Origin of the sequence: Halobacillus litoralis, assembly GCF_009856355.1 — a bacterium.
Taxonomy (GTDB): domain Bacteria; phylum Bacillota; class Bacilli; order Bacillales; family Halobacillaceae; genus Halobacillus; species Halobacillus litoralis_B.
Window position 1 is genome coordinate 21453 of record NZ_WMEW01000014.1, and the last position, 20354, is coordinate 41806.

The window sequence follows — 20354 nt, forward strand, 5'->3', positions numbered from 1 at the left end:
TTTCTTTATGATAAGATAGAAAACATAGAAAAAATGAGGAGGAATTTACATGTCAGAAAAAACATTTGCCACCGCCATCAACTGTATGGACGGAAGAGTACAGCTTCCGGTTATTTACTGGATGCAGGAAAAATACGATACAGCCTACATCGATATGATTACTGAAGCCGGACCGACGAAGTTCCTTTTGGAAGGATCGGAAGAGCAGCTGGAAGCAGTGAAAACAAAAATCAATATCTCCACCGATAACCATGGATCGAATGTTGTCGCAGTTGTCGGCCACCACAACTGCGCTGGAAACCCTGTGGACCGTGATGTGAAGGAAAAGCAGATCAAGGAGTCTGTGGATCTTGTGAAATCGTGGGGTTTCGGTGTGGAAGTCATCGGCCTTTATGTGAATGACCAATGGGAAGTGGAAGTCGTTGTAGAATAGAGGATTTTCATTCCCGGCATCGAATGTATACCGTGTAACGGGTGACCCGCCGGCGGTTACGCATTTGATACGGTAAGGAGTGGGGAAATGGAGCAGGCGAATTGGTTTGACTTCGTTGACAGCGCGCACGATCCGATTTTTCTGGAATTAAGGAAATTGACAGAAGGTTGTCCAACCGTCACCATCGCTTCCTACACCGTCACACTGAATGCTTTTTCGTTATTTGAGATTGAAAGCATCGGCATCCATGACTGTGTAAGTACCTTGGAGCAATGTTACAACTACTTATGTACACACACAGCAGAATGACTGGGAAAAGGCGTCTCACAAGGAGACGCCTCAGGCTTTAGAAAAATCCTTGTTATCCAGTTAGAGTTGTCCGCATGTCGTGTTGAGCACGTTCCGCTTATCAGTGGATGCCTGCCGCGGGCACGGCCTCAGCTAACTTGGTCAAGAAAACCATTTGACCAAGTGGATCTTCGGCTCGCGCTGTTCCCGCAGGCGTCACCACCGAACGCTCCTCGTGCCGATGCCTGTGAAAAGACAGCTTTACCGATATCCATGCCCAAGTATGGATGACTACTCCTTTGGAGTCACTGGAAAAAAGGTTTCTCCACAGAAAAAGGCGTCTCCTTTTGAGACGCCTTTTTCTGTGGAGAAATTTGAGTACAGGGGCATTGTCCTATACAATAGGTGCAGAAATTGAGCGTGAAAAGGAGTTCGTTATGAAAAGATATATCATCGTAGGAGCAGGTATTTTAGGGGCGTCGACCGCTTACCATCTGGTCAAAGAAGGGGCGGATGTCACCATTGTGGACCGTAAGGATGAAGGCCAGGCGACAGAAGCCGCCGCAGGAATTGTCTGTCCGTGGCTTGCACAGCGCCGGAATAAACGGTGGTACCGTCTCGTCAAAGGCGGCGCAAGATATTACCCGGAATTGATTCAGCAGCTTGAGGCAGATGGAGAGCATGAGACCGGTTATAAAAAAGTGGGGGCCGTGAGCCTTCATACCAATCCGGAAAAACTGGAAAAAACGATTGAACGCGCAGAAAAACGTAGGGAGGACGCTCCGGAAATCGGTGATATCACACGGCTTTCACCGGAAGAAACGCGAGCCTATTTTCCTCTGTTATCAGAAGAAAGCTATGAAGCGGTTCATGTCAGTGGGGCGGCCCGTGTAAATGGACGTGCTCTAAGGGATGCTCTGCTTAGAGCTTCAGGAAAGCGTGGAGCTGTCATGGTGCATGGCGATGCCTCCCTCACTTTTGAAGGGGATACGGTGACAGGCGTGGAAGTGGATGGACAGAAGCTGCAGGCGGACGAAGTGATCGTCACTGCGGGAGCCTGGGCGAAGCCGTTATTCCAGCCGCTCGGCATTCAGTTCCTTTCCCGTCCTCAGAAGGCGCAGATTGTCCACCTGGATGTAGAAGGTGCGGAAACAGCGGACTGGCCGGTCATTATGCCGCCGAACAATCAATATATGCTGTCTTTCGGTGGCGGGCGCATGATTATTGGAGCTACGCACGAAACGGACGCCGGGTTTGATCAGCGGCAGACAGCCGGAGGTCTTCACTATATTTTAGATAAGGCTCTGGAGGTGGCTCCCGGCCTTGCGGACAGTACTTTTGTAGAAAGCCGTGTCGGGTTCCGCCCGTTTACACCAGGGTCTCTTCCGGTATTCGGACGGATTCCAGGATGGAACGGGGTGCTGACAGCCAACGGTCTTGGGGCTTCCGGCCTTACCTCCGGCCCGTACCTCGGTGCTGAACTTGCCCGGATGGCCCTTGGGCGCGATACAGAGTTGGATGCCGGGGACTATCATGTCGCAGAAGCACTGGAAGAACAGTGAAAAAGCGGGGAACCTTGGAGTTCCCCGCTTTTTTTTATCAAACATGCTTTTTCGGATAGTCGCAGTATTCAATGATGGTCCCGTCTGTATCGGCTGGATTCAGATAAATGAGACGTCTTCCATGTTTGTTCGTCCGTCTGGACCATTCCAAGGTGCGGATGCCCTTGGCATGCACGTCTTCAATGGCCTCATCCAGGTCCGGAACTTCATAGGCGACGTGGTGGACCCCTTTCCCTTTCTGCTTAATGAACCGGGCGATGGGTGATGTCGTATTATTGGTGGGCATCAGTAATTCTGTCCGGCTGCCCTGAACGTCGATTACTGCGATTTCACTTTCCACGCCCTCCGCTTCATTGCGGTAGCGGTCGATCAAGATTCCGCCTAAAACCTCTGTGTAAAACGTGATGCTTTCTTCGATGAGGCGTACAGCGACGCCGATATGGTCGAGTTTCTTTTCCAAAATCGATTCTCCTTTGCAGTTTGTGTGGGTTTATTGTAGCACAGCTGCCGAGGTGCTACAGGCGTCTGCCCTTTTTAATCGTTGTCCACCAAAACGTACAAGCTGATTGATGAAATTGACATACTGTAGAGCAGGAGGTGAAAGTTTATGCCTGCCTGGATCAGTCACAGTATGAAAGTACTGCTTTCCATCCTGCTGTTCATCTTTTCGACCGTTGTGCTTACAGCAGGGCTCCTTTTTGCCTTTCTTACAGGATGGACATTCCTGAAGGGGGCGGGGGCGGCAGTACTCCTTGTATTCTGGCTTGTCACTTTCGGAGTTCTTTCCCACCGGTTGTACCACTACTTGTTTCACCCACCGGGAGAGGACCAATAAACAAAAGGGATCCCGTTTTAAGGATCCCTTTTGTTTATTGGTTCAATTGTTTCACTACTTCTTTCGCTGCAGCTTCTGTGGATTGAGGGTTCTGTCCGGTAATCAAGCGGCCGTCTACTTCCACATGTTCAGACCAGTTCGCTCCGCTCTGGACCGTTGCTCCAAGCTCAGTGAGGCGGCTCTCCAATAGGAAAGGCATGTGCTCATCCAGCCCCGTTTCGGCTTCTTCAGCGTCTGTAAAAGCACTGACGCGTCTGCCTTTCACGAGTGGGTCACCGTTTGACAACGTTGCACCGACAAGACCGGCAGGGCCGTGGCAGACAGCAGATACGACTTTATCGTCTTCATAAAAGGCCCGGAGCAGCTTCTGTAGTTTTTCGTTATCCGGAAAATCGAACATCGTGCCGTGTCCTCCAGGAAGGAAGATGGCATCGTAATCGTCCGCTTCCACGTCGACGATCGGTGTTGTATTTTCTAAATGAGGTTTTGTATTCAGAATTTCCTGTGGTTCGTCGTCGCTCACGCTGTTTGGGTCGATCGGAATCCCGCCGCCGTTCGGACTGGCAACGGTCACCTCGTAGCCTTGTTTGTTGAACTCGTTATAGGCTTCACCAAACTCAGATAACCAAAGGCCGGTGGACTGTTCTTCTGTAATTTTGTCGTGATTGGTTACGATCATAAGAACTTTTTTAGACATAAACGAATGCGCCTCCTTTATGGGTTCTGCAAAGAAGATTCCCGGCATGGGAGATGAGTAAACCCGCGCTTTCATTGACAAAAGGAAGCGGCGGACATACGATGAATTTACGTTTCAGCGCACGAGGATAAAGGAGGGAGCCGGATGACTGAAGAAAAGGGACGAATGAAGAAGAAGGATGAAGTGGACACGCTGGATGAAGAAACACTGTTTGTTGTTTCCCAGACGTTTAAAGCCTTAGCTGATCCGACGAGAATTCGTATCCTGCATTTGTTGTGTGAAAAGGAAATGTCGGTCAATCAAATTGCTGAAAACCTCGATCTCAGACAGTCTACGGTGTCTCATCAGCTGCGTTTTTTGAAAAATCTGAGGCTGGTGAAATACAGGAGGGCGGGGACGACGATTTTTTATTCCAATGATGATGAACACGTCATCCACCTTCTGCAGCAGACCATTAACCATGCTCAGCATAATTGAAGATTTTTAATTGTATGAAACTGGATGGTTTATCCTGCAAATGATTCAGTTTCCAGGCGTTTCATCAGAAAGGTTTCAATGCGTTTGAAGAAAGGGTAAAGTACGTAGTATATATGTACCCCATCCGCGGTAAAAAGTGGTTCAGCTTCCGTTAATCCCACGGAGGAACCGTACATAGTAAAACCCGAAAAAGACGACGATAAAGATATATAAAGAGTGAGGAAAATGAACATGAATCTTTCATTTGATCGACTATCCCAATTGAATATAGAGGCCCTTTACGGCCCTTCTGAGCAAACGGTTTCCTCCCTCGCTTTTCATTCCGGCCGTGTCCAGCCGGATGCCGCTTTTTTCTGTTTAAAAGGAGAAAACTTTGACGGCCATGCGTATATTGAGGACGCGATTGCACGCGGGGCTGCTGTCATTATCGGCCGGGAGGATGAACTGTTCCGGCGTATGAGTGAGGTCTACACCCGGACGACGTTCATTGTCACCGGCAGCGTACGATCGGCCATGGCCCGCTTTTCCAAGTACTTTTATGGAGAAGCAGATGAAGAGTTGAAAACCATTGGCGTGACAGGGACCAATGGGAAAACGACCGTAGCCGCCTACGTACGCTCCCTGCTTAATCTTCTTGAACTTCCGGCAGGATCGATCGGGACGACGGGGATTTGGACGTCCGATAGGAAAATCACCTACAAGAAAAGTACCCCGACAACACCGGAATCGCTGGATCTGCATCATATTTTCCGTGACCTCCGGAACCATGGAGACGAAGCGGCTGTGATGGAGGTGTCCTCCATTGCCCTTGATCAATGTCGTGTGGAAGGGATCCAGTTTGATGTGGCCATCCATACGAACTTTTCGGAGGAGCATTTGGAGTACCACCATACGATCGATCACTATAAGGAATGCAAGCTGCGTCTCTTTAAACAAGCCGATCATCGTGTCGTCAATATCGATGATGACGGTATGGCCGCTGAACTACTCGCTATGGGAAGCGATGGACTACTGACCTATAGTATAGAAGGCCATCCGGAAGCTGATATCAGGGCGGAGGACATTCAGGTGACGGAGGATGGTTCCACCTTCACCCTTCAGGTATACGGCCGGTCGGAAAGCGTACAGGTACCTGTGTACGGCACCTACAATGTCGCGAATGTCCTTTCTGCCATCGGGACAGCTCTCCACCTTGGATTCAGCATCGACCACATTCTTTCTGTGCTGCCGGCTTTGCAGGGACCGGAAGGCCGTTTCCAAGTCATCGATACGCCGATGAACCAGAAGGTGATTCTTGATTATGCTCATACGCCTGTAGCTTTAAACCGTCTCCTGGAAGAAGTGAAAAAGCTGAGGCACCGCCGTTTAATTGTCATGATTGCTGGAATCGGCATCCGTGATTTCAATAAAATGCCGAAGATGGCTGCGGCGATTGAGGGCCGGGCCGATGAAATCATCGTAACGGTCGATCACCCCGGTTACCACGATCCGCAGATCATTGTAGATCAAGTCTGCACAGGATTCTCCCATCCGGAATCGCCGCATGTCCACCAGACCCGTACGCGGGAGGAAGGCGTTCTGCGTTCTCTTGAGCTTGGAGCGGAAGGCGATATTATACTGCTGACAAGCGGATGCATCAATAATGCCCAGATGGTTAAGGGAGAGGAAATCCCTCATTCAGACGAGGCGATTATAGAAAGCTTTTATGCCGGAGTGGCTCAATAAAACCATCCAGTTCCTTCAAGGGACTGGATGGTTTTTTCGCTGTAGAAAAAGCCTGAGTTACCCAGTTAGAGTTGTCCGCATGTCGTGTTGAGAGGGCACGTTCCGCTTATCGGCGGGTGCTTGCCGCGGGCGTCACCACCGAACGCTCTTCGTGCCGGCCCCTGCGGAAAACAACTTTACGCTACGATAAATGAAGAAAAGTGGATACACCGTATGAGAAAAGAAAAAGGGAAAGAACAGGCGCTGATGATGGCTGCCTGCCGGAATATGAAAAAGACTCTCCTCCATCCAGTAAGGGTGAGCTGGGTGAAGGAGAGTCTTTTTCGATTTTAAAGAATTCCCAAGGAGCGGTGCCCCTTCCACTCCTGCGGAAGAACGAGTGGGCCGAGATCGCCGAGCGTGGGTTTTGCGAGGAAGCTCGGGCGCTCGTCCGCGGAAAGGGAAGGGCTTTCGCTCCCGGCGGTAAGAAAGAAAAAAACCTGTAAAGAAACAGGGGTTTCTCTACAAGCTGAAAACCATCCGGTTCCTTAAAGGGACTGGATGGTTTTATTAATCAAACGTTTGTTCAACCAGATCTGCGTACTCCTGAAAAAAGGGAGGGGCGTCCTGTTTGGAGAGACCATCATACATGGCGGCAGCCACCGATTGATAGTACCATTTCTGCTGGGAGTATCCCGCATTGAAAGTGTCCCAGACCTTTTCCCCGAGGCGCTTATGGTCCGTATGGATGGAGCGCAGGTTATCGAGCTTATCCGCGACAATCAGGGACTTGATTTCCATACTGCCGTCCCGGACCACGTTGATGGTGTGCTGTTTGCGCTGCTGCCAGGGAAGCGATTTGTTCTCGGTATGCGCTGTCACGAGCTCTGCCACCCGGTCCCCGAACTGCTTTCGTATGTCCTCGGTGGTCACCTCAGTATCCTCAACGACGTCATGGAGCAGACCTGCACAAATCAACGCTTCAGATCCCCCTCCTGCGCTGAGGATCTCACTCACCCGCTGCGGGTGGACGATATAGGGGTCTGCGGAGTTCTTCCGTTTCTGTCCGTCGTGGGCTCTGGCTGCCAGCCGTGCCGCTTGTTCAATCATGATTTTCCTCCTTTTCTTTTGATCATAACAGAAGAACACGTGCAGAATCATTGCAAAAACGGGCTAAGGTTGATTAAATAAGAATGGATATTATATAATTAGAAGGTTTAATCAACAGGTTGAAGGGGATGCTTTGTTAATGGAACTGATTGAAGTACAAGGACGACCACCTGAGAATCAAGAGCCCGTTGTTTTAATTATCGGGAAGATGGACGGCGTACACCTGGGACACCAGTCTTTGCTTGAGGAAGCGGAAAAGCTGGCCCGTCCGGAAGATAAAATTGCGGTTTATGGATTTTCTGATCATCCCAAGTGGGTGCTGCGCGGCGAGGAATCCTTTAAGTATGGCTTGTCTACGCTTGAAGATAAACTGGCCCGTCTGGAACGGTTCGGGGTAGATCGTTACTATCACGTCCATTTTACAAAAGAATATGCAAAAACATCTCCTGATGAATTTGTACTGGAACATTTAAACCGCCTGAATATCCAGCATGTGATTGTAGGAGAAGACTTCCGTTTCGGAAAAGGCCGGGGTTCTGACGCCGAGGGACTGGCAGAATTGTGCAGGGAAATCGGCGCGGGGATATCGATTGTACCCGGTGTGATGCTCCACGGTGCTAAAGTAAGCAGTACCGATATCCGAACGCATGTATCCAACGGAAGAATGGAAGCGGCCCAGGCCATGCTCGGGCGTCCCTATGAGGTCACAGGTGTGGTCGAAAAAGGGGAGCAGCTCGGACGCACGCTCGGTTATCCGACATTGAACGTCGGAGGGATTGACGGCTATATTAAAGCCAAACCTGGTGTGTACCTTGGTCTTGTGAAGCTTGTGCAGGATTCTCCTGAATATTACTATACGTTAATTAGTGCCGGTTACCGACCGACGGTAAACGGTGATTCTTATAAAGTCGAAGCTTACCTTCTGGATTTCTCGGGGGATCTGTACGATCGGAAAGTGACTGTAAAGTTTGTACGCCACCTGAGAGATGAGGAGAATTTTGACGGGGTTGATGCCCTCGTTGCACAGATGCAGAAGGATGAGCAGAAGGCCCGTCGTATTTTAGGCTTATACGAATAATACACCTTAGAAAGGAGTACACCTGATGGGAATCGTTGTTGTTGAAGTATGTGACGGCAACTTGATCAATGAACTGGACATCGAGAGCATCATTGAATCCGAATATCCAGAAGTCGCTGTACTCATGAATGAATGTTTATCGTTCTGCGGCATGTGTGCCGTCCGTCCGTATGCCATTGTCAATAACCAGCGCGTTTTCGCGAAGACACCGGAAGACGCCCTGGAGAAAATCCGTACGAAGATTGAAGAAGAGCTGGCCATTTACGCTGAATAAGGCAGGAGAGAGCCATGGAGTTTTTTGATTCGTTAATGAATAGTCTGCGCCTCCCTAAAAAAGAGGCGATGTTCCATTTGAATAGAAAAGGCATCACGCAGACCATCGGTTATTTGTTTGTGCTGCTGCTTGTATTGTTCCTGCCGGATATGGTGTTTTCGATGATATATCTGGAGACGAGTGTTACAGAAGTATCGCGGGGGATGTACATGGTGCAGTTCCTTGTCTTTTATCCGCTGCTGATCGTTTTTTTGATTCTTGTCGGGGTTTCTATCATGGCAGGAGGAGCGCTCCTCCTGTGCAGGGTTCTCACAAGGAAATTAAGCTATCAGCTGCTTTGGAAGCTGACCGCCTACGCTTCCACACTGCCGTTGATCCTCAGCGTCGTACTGAAATATGCAGCGGTGCCGAACGTAATCAGTGCTCTTATTTTCTTCGTTCTTATTGTGTTTTATATGTACCGGATGATCATCATCTATCCAAAAGTACCTGTCCGCTCTTAGGACGGGTACTTTTTTTATGTTGCATTTTCTATATGAATTATTTAGAATGTTCATAATTTAACAGAACGGAGGGTTTTCGAATGGGAGCACTCGTATTTCAATCGGATTTCGGACTCGGAGATGGTGCGGTCAGTGCCATGCACGGAGTAGCACATGGGGTGGATGAAAGGCTGAACATTTTTGATTTGACTCATGACATCCCGCCTTTTCATATATGGGACGGATCATACCGCCTGTGGCAGACGATGGTGTATTGGACAGCGGGGACGGTCTTTGTGTCTGTGGTGGATCCTGGAGTCGGGTCTGCCCGAAGAAGCATCGGAGTCCGGACAGGGTCCGGTCACTACATCATTACCCCGGACAATGGCACTTTGACGCATACAGCTGCGGCCGAAGGCATTGAGGAAGTGAGGGAAATCGACGAACGGGTGAACCGTCTTCCTCGTTCCGGTGAATCCTTCACCTTCCACGGCCGTGACATTTATGCCTACACAGGAGCAAGACTGGCTTCCGGAGTAATTTCCTTTGAGGAGATCGGTCCTGCACTGGATCCAGCGGAACTTGTAAGCCTTCCAGTGAAAGAGCCTGTGCTTCAGCCCGGGTCTGTATCGGGGATCCTCGATATCCTTGATGTCCGGTTCGGAAATGTGTGGACGAACATCCCTCGTCCGTTGTTCCTTCAGACAGGCGTGGATTATGGCAGTCAACTGGACGTGCGGATCACGCATAACGGTCAGGAAGTCTACCACAATACCGTGACATTCGGCCGTTCCTTCGCAGCTGCGCACATCGGTGAGCCGCTTCTTTATGTGAATTCACTGGATCATATGGCCGTGGCCATTAATCAAGGCTCATTTTCCAAGGCGTATGATATCCGGACAGGGTCGAATTGGGAAATACAATTGAAGAAGCCATGAGCAGATTAGAAGCCCGGTTGAAAGCGTTATGATAAACTACAATTTGAAATGCCTAAGCAGAAAAGGAGAATGACAATGAAGACGGTTACGCTACATAGCACGATTGAAATGCCACAGCTCGGTTTCGGTGTCTGGCAGGTGGAGGAAAATGAAGCCGTGCCTGCGGTAACGAAGGCCATTGAGACAGGCTATCGTTCCATTGATACCGCCGCTATTTACGGCAACGAAAAGCAGGTGGGGGAAGCCATCCGTCAGAGTGGCGCTGCCCGCGATGAATTGTTCATTACGACAAAAGTCTGGAACACAGACCAGGGGTATGACAATACATTGAAAGCCTTTGAAACCTCTCTCGATAAGCTCGGCCTTGATTATGTGGACCTTTACTTGATCCACTGGCCGACACCTGAATTCGATGAATACGTAGAAACCTACAAAGCATTGGAAAAGCTTTATAAAGACGGTAAAGTGAAAGCCATCGGCGTCTGTAACTTCGACATTGACCATCTGCAGCGTCTATTGGATGAATGCGATGTGAAGCCTGCGGTTAACCAGGTGGAATGCCATCCATACCTTGCCCAGAACGAGTTGAAGGATTTCTGCCGCGATAACGGAATTCTCGTAGAGGCCTGGAGTCCTTTAATGCAGGGGGGAGAAGTTCTGAAAAATGAAGATGTCCAGTCCATTGCCAAAAAGCATGGAAAAACACCGGCACAGGTCATTATCCGCTGGCATCTGCAGAACGATACGGTTGTCATTCCGAAATCTGTGACACCATCCCGCATTGAAGAGAACTTTGACGTGTTCGACTTTGAATTGACAGCTGATGATATGGCTGCCATCAATAAATTGGACCGCGGAGAGCGTAAAGGTCCGAAGCCATCAGAAATGAATGTAAGATAATCATGAGGAAAGGGCTGCCGGACGCCGGCGGTCCTTTTTTTATTGGAAAAACACAGGGATCGTTGATTACATTATTAACCTTTTCCATTATGGGGAAGATAGAACTATACCATTTGTGAGAAGGAGTATGTTTATGATCATCCGCTTTGGCTATGTATCTCACGCTCTATCGCTGTGGGAGGCCGCTCCTGCGAAAACAATGACTTTCGCACGTTATCAGAAGCTCGGACGGGAGGAGGCATTGAAACAGCTGCACACGATTGCAGAAAAGAACCTGCGCCGTACCATCCGGATTTTACACTATAATGTCGCCCGGCAGATCCATCTTTACCGGATGTCCTCATCCTTAATTCCGCTGGCCACCCATGAGGATGTGGAGTGGGATTATATTACACCCTTTGAACATTTGTACAGAGAAATCGGGGACATTGTTCGAAGGCACCGGATGAGGACGAGTTTCCACCCTAATCAATTTACGCTGTTTACCAGTGACAGGCCTGAAGTCACTGAAAATGCCGTCAAGGATATGACCTATCATTACGCAATGCTGGAGGCGATGGGGCTGCATGAGGAAGCCCACATCAACCTTCATGTGGGCGGAGCCTACGGGAATAAAGCAAAAGCACTCGGCCGTTTTCATGAGAACATCAAACAGCTGCCTGACCCGATCAAACAGCAGATGACGCTGGAGAATGATGATAAAACCTATACGACATCAGAAACACTGGACGTGTGCGAAAAGCACAACATTCCTATGATGTTTGATTATCATCACTATATGGCCAATCATACAGATGAAGAAACGCTGGGCGATCTGCTGCCGCGGTTTTTCCAGACGTGGGAGGGGATGCATGTGCCTCCGAAAATCCATATATCCTCGCCGAAATCAGACGATGCTTTCCGCAGCCATTCGGATTATGTGGACGCTGAATTTATCCAGCCGCTTTTGAAGGAATTGAAAGCATTAAACCAGCCGGTCGATTTTATGATTGAAGCGAAAGGCAAAGACCTGGCACTTCTGAAGCTGGTGGAGGACATGGCTGCTGTCAGAGGTGTGAAAAGGGTGGAAGAGGCTGTACTCGATGTATAGCCTCTGCCTTTTTAAGCGTCTGATCTGCGTGGATCCTCTGCAAGTTCATAGATTGATGGTCACCGCTGAACGCTTCCCGTAAATTCAACAGGATGAAGAACAAAAAGAGATGCCCCTTTGCTTCGCAGAAGGGCATCTCTTTTATTTGATCTCTGTCAAAGTCTCCTTGAGGGAGATGTAGGGATTATTTCAGAATCCTGGATGCTTCGATGAAACGCTGGATGCCTGTAAACAGCTCGATGGCAAAGAACAACAGCGTTGACCAGAACAGGTAATCCGGAAACAGCATCATTATACTGAACAAAAGGAATCCTTCTGTCCGCTCGGCCGCTCCCGCCTGATAATAAAAGGATTTCACCCCTGCTTTTTCAGAAACAGCCCCAACCACAAGGAAAATGGTCATCGAAATGATGATTGAAGCGGTGAGGAGCAGCAGCGGCCAGAGTACGTCCGGGTGCACATAGGCGATCGCAAGAATGATACCGACTTCAACGACACGGTCGAATGTAATATCCATAACGGTTCCGAACGGGGAGGTTTTCGTATGGCGAGCCATTGTCCCGTCTACGGCATCGAGAAATCCGGAAAGCCATAAAAGAACGACAGCAGCCACCGGGTGGCCGAGAATGTAAAGAATACTGGTGCCCAGACCGATGAATAGAGCGATGATGGTAATTTGGTCGGCGGAACGCCCCTGATTTAAGAAATAGTGGGCGGTTTTATCAATGGAAGGCTGTACGTATTTCCTGGCGTGGGTATCGAGCATTTGAACACCTGCTTTTCGTTGTTTTCCTTATCTATTTACCCTATATCCTATCCTCTTAGACGATAGCATAATCAGGGCTGTAAATAGAATCGAAAATGTTCCTCTGTAAGCTGTCTTACAATGGTTTGCCAATACAGCCCATAAAAAAACCGGCGGGAGATTCCCGCCAGCCCTTTGTCGTACAGAGGTGCATTCTTTGTATTCCTTTGAAACAGGATGGAGAATCAGCCGGCATCCTCTTCTTCATCGAATAATTGGATGCTGCGCTTAGACCTTTTCTTTTTATACACACGGTTCACATAGTCATCGGTCAGCTCTGCAATCTCCTTGTGCAGGAATAATAGGGGGATGATATTCGCAAGAAGCACAAGGGCCAGAAGCAGGTCAAGGAACTGCCATACAAACTGAAGTCCGCCGAGAGCTCCGACGAAGACGGCCAGAATATAGACAACTCTCATCCCCTTGGCTGCTTTCAATCCATACAGGTATTCCGCCTGCTTTTCCCCGTAGAAAACGAGAATCCCAATCGTCGTAACAACAAAGAACAACAGAAAGACGCTGATGAAGCTGCTGCCAAAGGCATTGCCGAATTCACTGCCGATGGCGATGTTAATCATGTTGGAGGCATCACTGCCGCCGACTTCTGTCCAGGCGCCGGTGACAAGCACGACGAGTCCGGATACGGTACAAATCAATATCGTGTCCACAAACACGCTGAAGATTCCCCACAGCCCCTGACGGGAAGGGTGATCGGTCTGAGCAGCGGAATGGGCAATCGAAGCGGTTCCCAATCCCGCCTCATTGGAATACAGGCCGCGGGCAATCCCCCATCGGAGTGCCTGGGCAATGGCGGCTCCTGCAAATCCTCCTGTCGCGGAAACAGGTGTGAAGGCATGTTTGAAAATGAGGGCAAACACGGCAGGAATTTCACCGATATTAGCAAAGATAACGTAAAAGCAGACACCCAGATAGATGAGCACCATCCCGGGCACCATTTTGTCCGTAACCTTGGCGATCCGCTGGATTCCACCGAATACAACAAGGGCAATAGCTATACACATAACAGCACCGGTGACTTCCACCGGCCACCCGAAGGCTCCTTCTGTCTGGGTGGCAATGGAGTTGGACTGGACCATCACACTTGGGATCAGTTCAATCATGAGAAGAAAGGCGAAGGCGGTGGAGACCCATTTCCATCCGAGCGCCTTTTTTATGTAATACTGCGGGCCGCCGACCCATAGGTTCTTTTCATTCTTTTCTCTGTATTTCACCCCAAGCAGAATCTCACTGTATTTCGTTGCCATCCCGATAAGGGCGACCGCCCACATCCAGAAGAGCGCCCCTGGTCCACCGAGCGAAATCGCTACCGGCACCCCGACGATGTTTGTGGCTCCTGCTGTAGAGGCCAGGGCTGAGGTGAAGGCTTGGAAAGGGGTGATGCTTCCTTTCTGCTGGTTTTTCTTAAAAATCTGGCCGACGGTCTGGTGGAGGACGTGGCCGAAGAAGCGGAATTGAAAAAACTTGATGCGGACCGTGAGGAAGATACCGCCGATGATTAAAATAATAGCAAGAGGATATGTCCATAAAAAGTTGGATACTGAGGCTAGTATTTCTTTAAAAGAACTCCATAAATCTCCCAATAAAAGAAACTCCTTCCTAATTTAAATGTTAATCATACATTCCCTTTACCATTTAATGTTAAACGGTCGATTTCTTTATGTGGTGTGGAAAAACATGGATTCTAGTACAATGGAAAGGAGAAGGAGGGAGCAGGATGAAAATTGGGGAAAGTCAGTTTCATGAGCATCGGATGAGTAAGTTGGTGAAGGGGGCCGTTGTCCCCCGTCCCATTGCATGGGTGTCTTCCTTGAGCGCAGAAGGGGTGGCCAACCTGGCTCCATTCAGTTTTTTTACCGTGGCCTCCATGGATCCGGTCACCCTGTGTTTTTCCATTGGTGATGGAGAACGGGAGAAGGATACCCTTGTCAATATCCGGGAAACAGGAAAGTTTATTATTAATCTCGTGTCTGAAGACCTGGCTGACCAGATGCATGAGAGCAGTAAAAATCACAGCCCTGATGTTGATGAATTTCAAGCAGCCGGAGCAGAGCCGGAACCCGGGGATTTCGTAAGTGTTCCAAGAGTAAAGCATTCGCCCGTTCATATGGAGTGTACGCTGTCGCAGATTGTAGAAGTGGGAGCCGGTCATTTAGTTCTCGGCCGTCTCGTCGGTTATCACATGAAGGACGATGTCTACAAGGAGGTGGATAAGGTCGATCCTCATAAGCTGAAGCCTGTTGGAAGAATGGCGGGGGATTATACATATATACGGGAATTTTATTCCCTCCCCATCAACGGAAAATAATAGTTGGACACCCAGACTGCCGGGATTTGACCCGGCAGTCTTTTTAGTTGGCAGCGGAAAAATCCGTCGCTTGTTATTTTTTTCAAACCGGCTCTTCTCAAAACAGAGGGAGACGTGTATACTACTGTATTAGTAGTAATAATACAGTTAATACAGAAGGGTGGAGGTGGGGCTATGTTTGAATTGGATGTCAGAAGCCGGAAGCCGATTTATGAGCAGCTTGTCGAAAAGCTGAAGCAGTTGATCATCCACGATGTTCTTCAGGAAGATGAGAAGCTTCCTTCTGTGAGGGAACTGGCACAGCAGTTGACGATCAATCCGAATACCATTCAGAAGGCGTACAGGGAACTTGAAACGCAGGGATATATTTACTCGCTGAAAGGAAAAGGGAGCTTTGTTCATCCTTCAAGTAAATCCGGACAGAAAGAGGAGTTGAAAAAAGTGAGGGAAGAATTGAAAAAACTGTTTGCCGAAGCGATGTATTTAGGCATGAGCCGGGAAGAGATTGCTGATCTTTTAAAGGAAGCAGAAGGGAGAGGAAATCATGATTGATGTCAGAAACGTCGATAAATCGTTTGATAAACAACAGGTGTTAAACCATGTAAGTTTTCATGTGAATAAAGGATCGATTTACGGACTGCTTGGATCGAATGGTGCTGGTAAGACAACGCTGATGCGGATGCTTGCGGGAATCTTAAGACAGGACAGTGGTCAGGTCCAGGTGAGCGGAGATGAGATTTATGAAAATATTAAAATGAAGCAGCGTCTCATTTTTCTGCCCGATCATCTTTATTTTCTGCCTCAATACACGATTCGGCAGATGGCCGACTATTATCGATCCTTATTTCCCGGCTGGAACGAAGAGAGGTACGAGAAGCTGAAGACTCTCTTTCAACTGGAAGAAAAGCAGAAGATCAGTCGTTTTTCGAAAGGGATGCAGAGACAGGCCGCCTTCTGGCTCGCATTGTCTGCTGTGCCGGACGTATTGATACTCGATGAGCCGTTCGACGGTCTGGATGCGGTGATGAGACAGAAAATCAGAAATTTGATCATCCAGGATGTGGCTGAGCGTGAAATGACCGTGTTAATCTCCTCTCATAACCTGCGGGAAGTGGAGGATATCTGCGACCACGTCGGTATTTTACATAAGGGGGAGATTCTGTTGGAGCGGGATTTGGACGACTTGAAGGAAGACATCCACAAAATTCAGGCTGCCTTCAGGGAGAACACGTTTGACCCTGAGGAAACGAACCTTGATCTTCTTCATGTAGAAAAGCGTGGAAGTGTGTATGTTCTCATTGTCCGCGGTGCAGAACAGGATGTGGCGGAGGAATTGGACACATGGGATCCTGTTATCTATGACCGTCTTCCTTTAACGCTTGAGGAAATTTTCATCTACGAAATGGGAGGTGCCGGCTATGCATTCGAAAACATCCTTGTTTAATAAAGAAATATTCAAGCAGGATTTCAGAGCAGTGGGATGGGTCAGTATCATTTATTTTCTAGGACTGTTCTTTCTCGTTCCGCTGCCATTGTTTATGGACCTGAATACCGCCGGCCCTTTGACATCTGCGGTGGAAAGTGACGGCGGGCTCTTCGGACCTATGTTCGCCTTTGAACTGCAAGCTGTTTTCTTATTGATCCTGCCTGTCCTGATGGCGGTCTTTTTGTTCCGGTACCTTCAAACGAAGGATGCTTCGGACTTTGCTCATAGTTTACCAATCAGCCGCGGCAGACTCCTGCACCATCATCTTTTGTCAGGTGTTGTGCTGCTGCTCATTCCGATCCTCGTGAATTATTTCATTTTAGTTGTGACCGCATCGATGATGGATGTATCAGGTTATTTCACGATGGGAAATGCAGCCTACTGGCTGGCCATCTTCAGCGTCGTATCGATTCTATTATTTATGACCGGTGTTTTTGTAGGGACACTGACCGGGTTATCTGCTGTTCATGCGGTGATTACGTACATTCTCCTGTTGTTTCCAGCGGGCATGTACCTGCTGTTCAGCTATTATCTTGATATGACGATCAATGGTTTTTCAGGCGTCATCGCTCAGGAAGAAACGATCCACTATTTATCTCCGATCACGGATGTTCTGACGGCGGACGCTTCAGGTGGTGACATCTCTTATTTACCATTATCCCAAGTTTCTTTATGGTTGTATGCAGCAGCTGCTGTTGTCTTTTATGGACTTTCGTACTTCATTTATCAAAGGCGTGCGTTGGAAACGGCGACAAAAGCTGTGACAGTATCGGCGCTTCAGCCTGTCTTTAAGTTTGGAGTCACCTTCTGCACCGCGCTGCTTGGAGGAATGTATTTCGGTCTGAGTCTGGCCTCATACGGCTGGATGGTGTTTGGCTGGGTTTTGGGTGGAACCTTTGGATATACAGCGGCGCTCATGCTGTTGGAGAAAACGTGGCGCGTAGGGAACATCCGTTTTATAAAAAACGGGCTCGTATATACCGTAGGCGCGGGGGCAGCTCTGGCCCTGCTGCCTTTATGCTGGCAGGGTTACGAATCTTACATTCCAGATCACCAGGATGTCGTGAAAGCTTATATCAGTGAAGGCTATGGGGAATATGAACAGTACCAGAGAGATGGAACGCCAATCCCTTATATTACTTCCGGAGAAGGAATTGAATCGGTGCTGAATGTACACGAGGCCCTTGTCGAATACAGCGATCCTATGGAGAAGGGGGAAGACTACTTCTTTATCAATTATGAACTGGAAAACGGGCGGAAGGTCCAGCGCCAGTATCAGACGGATGATCCGAGAATCGAAGCTGCCCGTCAGGTCGTTTATGAAACGGAGGAAGGAAGAACGCTCCAGTATCCTGTCTTAACGTTGGACGACGAACAGGTCAAGAGTATTGACCTCCAACCTAACGGACAGGGGTCACCGCAGACAATAACCGGTGCAGAGAAAATCTCAGGTCTGCTGATGGCTTTGAAGGAGGATCTGCGCAGCCAGTCCTATGAAGAGATGGTCCATCCCACCGGCATGTATTCATGGCTGTCGTTCCGCGTAGAGAGCGAAACCGGTGACCGCCTCCCCAATCCCTTTGAAACGATGGTTTATGAAGGATATGAGAAGACGACATCCTGGCTGAAAAAGGAAGGGTTGTATAAGGAATTTATGGTCGGACCGGAGGATATCGCCCAAGCTGAAGTTTTTGAATGGCCGGATGAACCATTATCGGAAGAGTACCCGAGGCTTATTTATAATCGTTTGCTGGAGCAGGACGTCGAGCCGCTAGCGGTGGAAAGTGATGATAAGATCGCCCCTCTTCTTCATGGCAGCCACGATCAGGATGAAGGCGCTTATATCGTTGCTCTTTACTATGATGATAGCAATAAAGAACATAACGAAATCCTCACGTTCTCGAAAGAGAATGCACCTGATTTCATTCGTCAGCATTTTGAGTAAGGGGGAGATCCGGATGGATATCCATGAATTGTATGAACGCTATCACCGCCGGGTCTTCTTTTCTGCTTATAAAGTCGTGAAGAACAAAAGTCTTGCCGAAGACGTGGTGCAGGAAACGTACTTGAAAGCTTATCGCAAACTGGATGAACTGACAGATGAGAAAAAGGCAGGGGCCTGGCTTTCCACCATCGCCGGCAGGAAGGCAGTGGATCTGTTGAGAAAAGAGGGAAAAGCTGTTGTCGTTTCGCTGGAGCAGACGCCCCTGCCAGCTTCTCTCTGTCAACAGGCCTCCTTAGTTGAAGAAATGTGTGAGCTCCATCTGCTTGAAGAAGAAATCGAGACGTCCATCCGGTCGTTATCTCCAAAAATACGGGAAGTGTTTCGATTGAGCTTTCAGTACAGCATGAAGGAAAAGGAAGTGGCCGACTTTCTAAACCTTTCACTTTCCGCGGTGAAGTCGAGACTGCACCGGGGCCGTAAACAGTTAAAGCAGACATTCATTCAAAAGAAAACGGTGGAAAACCCGGCGTGAAAGAGCTTCTCTGAAAATGGCTCTCCAGTAGAGGAACGTGTATTTTTCCAGTCTCCATGAGTGGGGATTATTCGCTTAAGTAGGGTGGAAAGAAAACAATATGTGGTACGCAATCGCAGGTGTGCACTGCGTACAATACGCGGTTTCTCAATAATCAAAGACCGCCCTGGAAATCAGGGCGGTCTTTTTTGGATGTAGAAAAAGCCTGTGTTACCCAGTTCGATTTGTCCGCATGTCGTGTTGAGAGGGCACGTTCAGCTTATCGGCGGGTGCCTGCCGCGGGCACGGCCTCAGCTAACTTGGTCAAGAAACCCTTTGACCAAGTGGATCTTCGGCTCGCGCTGTTCCCGCAGGCGTCACCACCGAACGCTCTTCGTGCCGGCCCCTGCGGAAAAACAACTTTACGCTACGATAAAATGAAGAAAAGTGGATATACCGTATGAGAAAAGAGAAAGTCGAGCATAGCTTCGCCAATTCAAAAGAACGACATGGGCTGCGCTGTTCCCGCCTGCGGGGAAAAGAAAAAAGGAAAGCACAGGCGCTGATGACGGCTGCCTCCCGGAATATGAAAAAGATTCTCCGCCATCCAGCAAGGGTGAGCTGGATGAAGGGGAGTCTTTTGCGATTTTAAAGAATCCCCAAGGAGCGGTGCCTCTTCCACTCCTGCGGAAGAACGAGTGGACCGAGATCGCCGAGCGTGGGTTTTGCGAGGAAGCTCGGGCGCTCGTCCGCGGAAAGGGAAGGGGCTTTCGCTCCTGGCGGTAAGAAAGAAAAGAACCTGTAAAGAAAAAGGGGTTTCTCTACAAGCTGAAAGGCCGCCCTGGAAACCAGGGCGGTCTTTTTGTTCTTTCGTCAAGGTCGGATTAAAGAGCAGGGGTTGGGGTAGGTTCTGCATAGCCGTTTTCATAGGCTTTATCAATGTCTGCGCGGATCTTCTTGATCGATTTTCCCTGCTGATAATCGTTGATGGAAGAAGCGGCAATCTCCAGGCAGACCCCGCATTTCGTTCCGTGGTCATCCCATGTAATCCGGCCGTCGTCCCTATTTTCATGGACGAAGCAGTCGTAGTTATCTTTATGGCCGGCATGATCTCCACAGCCGCAGTAGCAGGGGATGCTTTCAAGCAGGTCGCGGTGCTGGGCGGCAGCCAGGTAGATGTTCTGGACATTTTCCGGTTTTTCATCCATGAATCCTGGAAGGACTTCAGGAGAGACCGTTTCTTCCCTCAGATCCCCGTTCGCATGTTCGACATGAGCTTCTTCACTTTCCGAAGCTCCGCAGCCTGTGAGGAACAGGCCGGCCGTGAGTGTAGCGATGATGAATCGGTTTTTCAGCAAAACAAAGCACCCTCTTTTACGTAGATTATCTCTATCATAAAGAGGGCGCGGGAAA

23 protein-coding genes and 1 pseudogene are annotated in these 20354 nt (G+C 49.0%); 18 read left to right on the forward strand and 6 right to left on the reverse strand.

The features are described from left to right. The first annotated feature begins 49 nt into the window (after nt 1-49). From GLV97_RS16810 to GLV97_RS16820, 3 genes are all read left to right on the forward strand, one after another. Nucleotides 50-433, forward strand: a complete 384-nt coding sequence (locus GLV97_RS16810; protein WP_160839790.1) for a carbonic anhydrase — start codon at nt 50-52, stop codon at nt 431-433. 87 nt (nt 434-520) lie between these two features. Continuing rightward, entirely contained in the window at nt 521-742 is a 222-nt protein-coding gene (locus GLV97_RS16815) for a hypothetical protein (RefSeq protein ID WP_160839789.1), read from the forward strand. 416 nt (nt 743-1158) lie between these two features. Then, nucleotides 1159-2283 (forward strand): NAD(P)/FAD-dependent oxidoreductase, encoded by a 1125-nt coding sequence (locus GLV97_RS16820; protein WP_160890155.1) that lies wholly within the window; start codon nt 1159-1161, stop codon nt 2281-2283. A 37-nt stretch (nt 2284-2320) separates the two neighbouring features. Here the strand turns inward: GLV97_RS16820 and GLV97_RS16825 are convergent, their stop codons facing one another. Then, entirely contained in the window at nt 2321-2743 is a 423-nt protein-coding gene (locus tag GLV97_RS16825; protein ID WP_160890156.1) for a VOC family protein, read from the reverse strand. 147 nt (nt 2744-2890) lie between these two features. Here GLV97_RS16825 and GLV97_RS16830 point away from each other — a divergent pair, with 147 nt between their 5' ends. Beyond that, nucleotides 2891-3118: a hypothetical protein gene (locus GLV97_RS16830; RefSeq protein WP_160839786.1), complete on the forward strand. Its 228-nt coding sequence runs from the start codon at nt 2891-2893 to the stop codon at nt 3116-3118. 34 nt (nt 3119-3152) lie between these two features. Here GLV97_RS16830 and GLV97_RS16835 read toward each other — a convergent pair whose 3' ends face one another. Next, nucleotides 3153-3815: a type 1 glutamine amidotransferase domain-containing protein gene (locus GLV97_RS16835; protein ID WP_160839785.1), complete on the reverse strand. Its 663-nt coding sequence runs from the start codon at nt 3813-3815 to the stop codon at nt 3153-3155. 144 nt (nt 3816-3959) lie between these two features. Here GLV97_RS16835 and GLV97_RS16840 point away from each other — a divergent pair, with 144 nt between their 5' ends. Together GLV97_RS16840 and GLV97_RS16845 are read left to right on the forward strand one after the other, a co-directional pair. Then, nucleotides 3960-4292 carry an ArsR/SmtB family transcription factor gene (locus tag GLV97_RS16840; protein ID WP_272917356.1) on the forward strand — a complete coding sequence of 111 codons (333 nt, stop codon included), beginning with the start codon at nt 3960-3962 and terminating at the stop codon, nt 4290-4292. 231 nt (nt 4293-4523) lie between these two features. After that, the gene (locus GLV97_RS16845) at nt 4524-6017 is read left to right on the forward strand and encodes a UDP-N-acetylmuramoyl-L-alanyl-D-glutamate--2,6-diaminopimelate ligase (protein WP_160842417.1); all 1494 of its coding nucleotides are present in this window, start codon (nt 4524-4526) and stop codon (nt 6015-6017) included. A gap of 549 nt (nt 6018-6566) precedes the next feature. Here the strand turns inward: GLV97_RS16845 and GLV97_RS16850 are convergent. After that, on the reverse strand, nt 6567-7106 hold the full coding sequence (locus GLV97_RS16850) for an HD domain-containing protein (RefSeq protein WP_160890157.1): 540 nt from the start codon (nt 7104-7106) through the stop codon (nt 6567-6569). 139 nt (nt 7107-7245) lie between these two features. Between GLV97_RS16850 and GLV97_RS16855 the strand changes: the two genes are divergently transcribed. From GLV97_RS16855 to uvsE, 6 genes are all read left to right on the forward strand, one after another. Further along, entirely contained in the window at nt 7246-8184 is a 939-nt protein-coding gene (locus GLV97_RS16855; RefSeq protein ID WP_160890158.1) for a bifunctional riboflavin kinase/FAD synthetase, read from the forward strand. Nucleotides 8185-8209: 25 nt separating this feature from the next. Continuing rightward, nucleotides 8210-8458, forward strand: coding sequence for a DUF1450 domain-containing protein (locus GLV97_RS16860; protein ID WP_027953290.1), 249 nt, complete (start codon nt 8210-8212; stop codon nt 8456-8458). A gap of 14 nt (nt 8459-8472) precedes the next feature. Further along, nucleotides 8473-8961, forward strand: a complete 489-nt coding sequence (locus GLV97_RS16865) for a DUF1189 family protein (RefSeq protein ID WP_160839779.1) — start codon at nt 8473-8475, stop codon at nt 8959-8961. An 80-nt stretch (nt 8962-9041) separates the two neighbouring features. Next, nucleotides 9042-9878, forward strand: coding sequence for an SAM hydrolase/SAM-dependent halogenase family protein (locus GLV97_RS16870; RefSeq protein WP_160842388.1), 837 nt, complete (start codon nt 9042-9044; stop codon nt 9876-9878). Between the two features lie 75 nt (nt 9879-9953). Beyond that, nucleotides 9954-10778 (forward strand): aldo/keto reductase, encoded by an 825-nt coding sequence (locus GLV97_RS16875; protein WP_160839777.1) that lies wholly within the window; start codon nt 9954-9956, stop codon nt 10776-10778. A 133-nt stretch (nt 10779-10911) separates the two neighbouring features. Further along, nucleotides 10912-11868 carry a UV DNA damage repair endonuclease UvsE gene (gene uvsE, locus GLV97_RS16880; protein WP_160890159.1) on the forward strand — a complete coding sequence of 319 codons (957 nt, stop codon included), beginning with the start codon at nt 10912-10914 and terminating at the stop codon, nt 11866-11868. A gap of 184 nt (nt 11869-12052) precedes the next feature. Here the strand turns inward: uvsE and GLV97_RS16885 are convergent, their stop codons facing one another. Then, entirely contained in the window at nt 12053-12634 is a 582-nt protein-coding gene (locus GLV97_RS16885) for a CDP-alcohol phosphatidyltransferase family protein (RefSeq protein WP_160839775.1), read from the reverse strand. Between the two features lie 224 nt (nt 12635-12858). Beyond that, entirely contained in the window at nt 12859-14274 is a 1416-nt protein-coding gene (locus GLV97_RS16890; RefSeq protein WP_160842390.1) for an alanine/glycine:cation symporter family protein, read from the reverse strand. Between the two features lie 134 nt (nt 14275-14408). Here GLV97_RS16890 and GLV97_RS16895 point away from each other — a divergent pair, with 134 nt between their 5' ends. From GLV97_RS16895 to GLV97_RS16920, 6 genes and pseudogenes are all read left to right on the forward strand, one after another. Then, on the forward strand, nt 14409-14999 hold the full coding sequence (locus GLV97_RS16895; protein WP_160890160.1) for a flavin reductase family protein: 591 nt from the start codon (nt 14409-14411) through the stop codon (nt 14997-14999). Between the two features lie 174 nt (nt 15000-15173). Further along, complete coding sequence (locus GLV97_RS16900) at nt 15174-15551, forward strand: GntR family transcriptional regulator (protein WP_160842392.1); 378 nt, start codon at nt 15174-15176, stop codon at nt 15549-15551. After that, on the forward strand, nt 15544-16443 hold the full coding sequence (locus tag GLV97_RS16905) for an ABC transporter ATP-binding protein (RefSeq protein WP_160839771.1): 900 nt from the start codon (nt 15544-15546) through the stop codon (nt 16441-16443). Before GLV97_RS16900 ends, GLV97_RS16905 begins: the two co-directional genes overlap by 8 nt. After that, entirely contained in the window at nt 16418-18430 is a 2013-nt protein-coding gene (locus GLV97_RS16910; protein ID WP_160890161.1) for a DUF6449 domain-containing protein, read from the forward strand. Before GLV97_RS16905 ends, GLV97_RS16910 begins: the two co-directional genes overlap by 26 nt. A gap of 13 nt (nt 18431-18443) precedes the next feature. Continuing rightward, nucleotides 18444-18962 carry an RNA polymerase sigma factor gene (locus GLV97_RS16915; protein WP_160839769.1) on the forward strand — a complete coding sequence of 173 codons (519 nt, stop codon included), beginning with the start codon at nt 18444-18446 and terminating at the stop codon, nt 18960-18962. Nucleotides 18963-19386: 424 nt separating this feature from the next. Continuing rightward, nucleotides 19387-19593, forward strand: a pseudogene (locus tag GLV97_RS16920) (transposase); the annotation flags it as partial. A gap of 232 nt (nt 19594-19825) precedes the next feature. On the opposite strand, the gene GLV97_RS16925 reads toward GLV97_RS16920, so the two are convergent. Continuing rightward, a complete protein-coding gene (locus GLV97_RS16925; protein ID WP_272917357.1) occupies nt 19826-20296 on the reverse strand; it encodes a PCYCGC motif-containing (lipo)protein in 471 nt (156 codons plus the stop codon). Nucleotides 20297-20354 lie beyond the last annotated feature (58 nt).